Origin of the sequence: Fontibacillus panacisegetis (genome assembly GCF_900102215.1) — a bacterium.
Taxonomy (GTDB): Bacteria; Bacillota; Bacilli; order Paenibacillales; family Paenibacillaceae; genus Fontibacillus; species Fontibacillus panacisegetis.
Map to the genome: position 1 here is coordinate 1 of NZ_FNBG01000072.1, position 4,641 is coordinate 4,641.

At 41.1% G+C, this 4,641-nt stretch carries 3 protein-coding genes; all 3 read right to left on the reverse strand.

All coding sequences use genetic code 11. From position 1 onward, the window contains the following. Nucleotides 1-114 precede the first annotated feature (114 nt). From BLS49_RS24370 to BLS49_RS24380, 3 genes are read right to left on the reverse strand one after another with little or no spacing between them, the layout of a single operon-like run. Nucleotides 115-1,707 (reverse strand): methyl-accepting chemotaxis protein, encoded by a 1,593-nt coding sequence (locus BLS49_RS24370; protein ID WP_091236721.1) that lies wholly within the window; start codon nt 1,705-1,707, stop codon nt 115-117. Between the two features lie 25 nt (nt 1,708-1,732). Further along, a complete protein-coding gene (locus BLS49_RS24375) occupies nt 1,733-3,736 on the reverse strand; it encodes a chemotaxis protein CheA (RefSeq protein ID WP_091236723.1) in 2,004 nt (667 codons plus the stop codon). 20 nt (nt 3,737-3,756) lie between these two features. After that, nucleotides 3,757-4,185, reverse strand: a complete 429-nt coding sequence (locus BLS49_RS24380; protein ID WP_091236726.1) for a chemotaxis protein CheW — start codon at nt 4,183-4,185, stop codon at nt 3,757-3,759. Nucleotides 4,186-4,641: the final 456 nt, after the last annotated feature.

Sequence of the window (4,641 nt, forward strand, 5' to 3'; positions counted from 1 at the left end):
TATTCCTGCATTTTTGCAGGCTTTTGTTCATCCTTTCATGGCTACTTTAAAAAAACTGTATTTTTGCATCCTTTTCCTGATATCTTGCCTTTACACTGCTAAACAAGTTTCTTTCTATGCCTTCAGCTTAAACACAGTCACCGTTTTTTGCAGCTCTACTGCCAAATGCGCCAAGGACTGAGCCGTAGCAGCCGTTTCCTCACTGCTTGCTGCTGCTTCTTCTGTAGTAGCCGAAATATTTTCAACCGCTACCAGTACATTTGTAGTCTGTGCCGCTTGTTCTTCACTTGCGGCCGAAATTTCAATAATCTTTTGTCCCATCTCATTAACCATTGAGACAATACGTTCAAACGATTCGCCGGATTGCTCGGATAGATCAGAGCTGTCATGCACGGCTTGCACACTTGAACGAGTATTTTCCTGCATCCCCTTAATAATTCCAATAATTTGTTTGGTAGCTTCACCACTGCGTTCAGCAAGCTTGCGCACCTCATCAGCAACGACAGCAAATCCTCTTCCTTGTTCACCTGCTCGAGCAGCCTCAATTGCAGCATTCAATGCAAGCAAATTCGTCTGATCCGCAATATCCTCAATCACATCGATGATTTCCCCAACCTTTTGTGAATCATCTTCAAGACGTGCCATTTGCGAGCTAACCGTTCTCATACTGCTCATTGAAGATTGAATTACTTTTCTTCCCTCTTCTGCGATAGCAACAGTTGTACTTGACATTTCTGACGCTTCTTCTGTGTTGTCAGCTACAGAATGAATGGCTGAGGATAACTCCTGGAACAAATGGTTGATCGTTTGTGCATCATTTGCCTGACTATTGTTGCCGATCGCTATTTCATCCGCACTTGAAGAGATTTGCTCGGCTGATGCTGCTAGATTCTCGGAATGCGATTGAATCGAACCTGCAAGCTCCCTTAAATTAGCAACCATATTATCTACAGCAGTTGCCAAAATTCCAGTCTCATCCTTCGTATTAATTCCGCTCGTTACCGTCAAGTCTCCATCTGCTACTTTGGTAACTAGAGCAACAACTTTAGATAGAGGTCGCGCAATTAACTGAGAAATAATATACCCTAATAAAATACAGAGCAACGCAGCTATCACTACGATGATAATTGTAATTTTCATAGATGAAGCATAAAGCTCTGCTCCATTATCTCTAGCCATATCCGCTTCACCAATAGTAATGTCAACCAGTTCACTCAAGCTATCCGATAAATTTCCTGCCGCTATCGCAAAATCTCCGGAAATTAATACTTTAAATTCAGCATTACGATTTGCTAAGGCTAATTCAATCCCTTGCTGATATATTTTCTTATATTCTGTTGCCGCCGCTTCATATTTTTCCATCTCTTTTAGCGACTCAGCACTCAGATTTCCTGCTCTAAATTCATCCATATATCCGGTCATAACCCGCGCTGCTTCGTTATACTTTTCAACCTGTTTTTTTCGTTCTTCAACTGTCTCACTAAGGTACAAATCACGTGCTATGAGGCGCATTTGAGCAACCATGTTCTCAGCCTGCAAAATATTTTTTACCGGTACCAGGCTATTATCGTACATGCTGTTTAAACTTTTATTTATGATTCCCAGATTACTCAACCCATATAGACCTACAAAAGCTACAACTATGGACAAAATTAAAAAAGAACTGACGAGCTTTGTGCTTGTTTTTATATTATAGAACCATTTCATATTCATATGCTCCTATCGTTTTAAATTAGTGAAACAATCCTCTAACATCCAATATCAGTGCCAAATTCCCGTTACCCAAAATGGTTGCTCCTGAGATTGCCCTCGTCATACCAATAAACGAACCTAAAGATTTGATTACAATCTCCTGATTGCCTATCAGTTCATCTACAGCAAGAGCGAGGCGTTTCTCGGCATATCCTAAAATAACTACAGGAATATTGCGTTCATAACTATATCTTGGGTAACCGAAATAATCATGGAGCCATTCTAATGGAATGACTTCATCTCTAATCGTAATAACAGGTACACCCTGTACTGTTTTAATCGCTTCCGGCCCTATCCTGACAATTTCGGCCACACTACTCATAGGGACTACAAATGTTCGAGCGTCTGCTTTTACGAGCAAGCCTGTGATAATCGCTAAAGTAAGAGGTACTCTAATCTTAAAAATCGTGCCCATTCCTACCTTAGTCTCAATATCAATCAAACCGTTCATATTTTCAATATCACTGCGAACAATATCCATTCCTACGCCTCTGCCTGAAACATCGCTGATCGCTTTAGCCGTAGAAAATCCAGGTTGAAAAATAAGTCTGATCGCTTCTTCCCGGCTCAGTTTAGAGGCTTCCTCAGTAGTCATAAGTCCCTTGGAAATAGCCGCATTTCGCATTTTTTCAGCATCAATACCGCCGCCGTCATCCTCTATGGAAATAACAACCTGATTGTCTTCATGAGCTGCCTTGATATGAACGGTTCCTTTTGAGCTTTTGCCTGCCGCGATACGTGTCTCTGGACTCTCAATCCCGTGATCAATCGCATTCCGCAGCAAATGAATCAATGGATCTCCGATCTGGTCTATGAGAGTGCGATCCAATTCTGTCTCTTTACCGTCGATGATCAGCTCTATGTCCTTGCCAAGAGAACGTGACAAGTCACGCACCATCCTTGGAAAGCGGCTAAACAAATTGTCCAGCGGAAGCATTCGAACCTTCATGACTTCTTCTTGCAGCTCACCAATTGTACGGGTCAGATGATCAGAAATCACGCTCAATTCATCTACGAGCTCATCTGCTCCGAACTTTTGGCGAAACATACTGTTTATCTGGCGTATTCGTGTCTGATCAATAACGAGCTCACCCGCTAAATTCATAAGCTGTTCAAGTCGCTCAACATTAACCCTAATACTTTGGCTTTTGGCTCTTTCATTCGTATTCGCAGCATCCATTTGATCTGAAGCAGTTCCTTGCTGCGATGTCTGAGTCATAGCCGGATTGTATTGCTCTGATATCGGGTTTTCTTTTCCTTCAGGAATGTCCACACTAACTTCGACACTAGCCACATCCATCATTGAAGATACCCAGTTCACTACCTGCTCTACTTCAGCATCTTGATCTATATCCAGCAACCAGGATACCTCACAAATATCACTGTCTTCCGATAAATTATCGAATTCCGGCTTCATATCAATTACTGTTTCCGTGACTCTCAGCTTTGCATCAATCAGCATCAGTCTTGGAATTTTCATCTCACAATCCGAAGACAATTTAACCTTAAACCATGTCTGACCGGATATATGTACATCATTAATTTCATTGTTACTTATCGAATTTGACACATGTTGTAATCTCTCTGCGCAGGAGTCGCTTAATTTTTGCTCATATTCGTTAATACTCTCTATCAGTGGATTAACATCTATAGTCTCCACCTGTTTCGCGACAATTTCCTGTTGAAGATGTCTCATCATGTCAATCGATTGAAAGAATAAATTAATCATCATTTCAGTAACACGTAATTCATGATTTCTTACCTTATGTAACAGATGCTCTACGGCATGCGTCAGATCCCTCATTTTGTTGTAACCCATCGCCGCTGAAGAACCCTTCAATGTATGAGCGGCACGAAACATTCGTTGTACACCCTCATTGGAGACTCCTTCCTTTTCGAATTGCAAGACTACTTCTTCAATGAAATATAGCTGTTCTTCCAATTCCTCCAAATACACACTCATGTATTCAGACAAGTCTGCCATCTCTATTCTCCCTCCTCCGCTCAGTCCTTCAGAAGAACTTCATCCAATTTCAAAATTCCAACAAGACCCGAAGGAGTGAGACCAATTCCGGTAAAATAGGTCCCGCTTATTCCAGCCACTCGATCCGGTGGAACCTGTATGTCGGAGAATGTCGTCACTTTATTCACTTTATCAACCATGATGCCCAGCGCTTCTTCTCTATGGTTAATAACGATAATGCGAGTAGACTTAGCCAGCGAATCCTCTTCCATAGAAAACATCGCCCTCAAGCTCAATACAGGTACGATTCGGCCGCGTAAATTAATGACTCCCTTGACGTAATGTCTGCAATTAGGGATCTCAGTAATCGACTGCAGTTTAATAATTTCATGAATATCTGCGATAGATATCGCATAATTTTCATCACCAATTCCAAATTCGACATACTGCATTTGACTATTTTGCTCCATTCAGCTTCTTCTCCCTTCTAACAAACAACTACTCTTTATCTCTGTAGTTTTTTGTCGAAATATAGGACGTTTTGTCCTTTTTCCTGATTATAGGGGAAAATCATTGGTTTCGCATAAGCCCAAAGTATTAAATGTAGTCTGAATTTACCATAGATTTATTAGTCCACGAGGGAAATATAATATGACATGTAAGTATAAAGTCAAAACTAGAAATAGTGGTGCAAGGAAGACGATCCCTGATCCCTGCACCGCTTGATCCCGCCACATTGTATGACCGTATCTCATGTCTAATAGTGTCATGATGCGGAATTCCTGAAATTCCTGCAAATGTGCAGGTTTTGATCATGTAAAGCCTCTAAATGCCCTAAATTGCTGCAAATGTGCAGGCTTTCTCTAAGGATTCTCTTCAAACTAGTCTATTCAGAACAATATTTCTGCATTTTCGCAGGCTTTTGT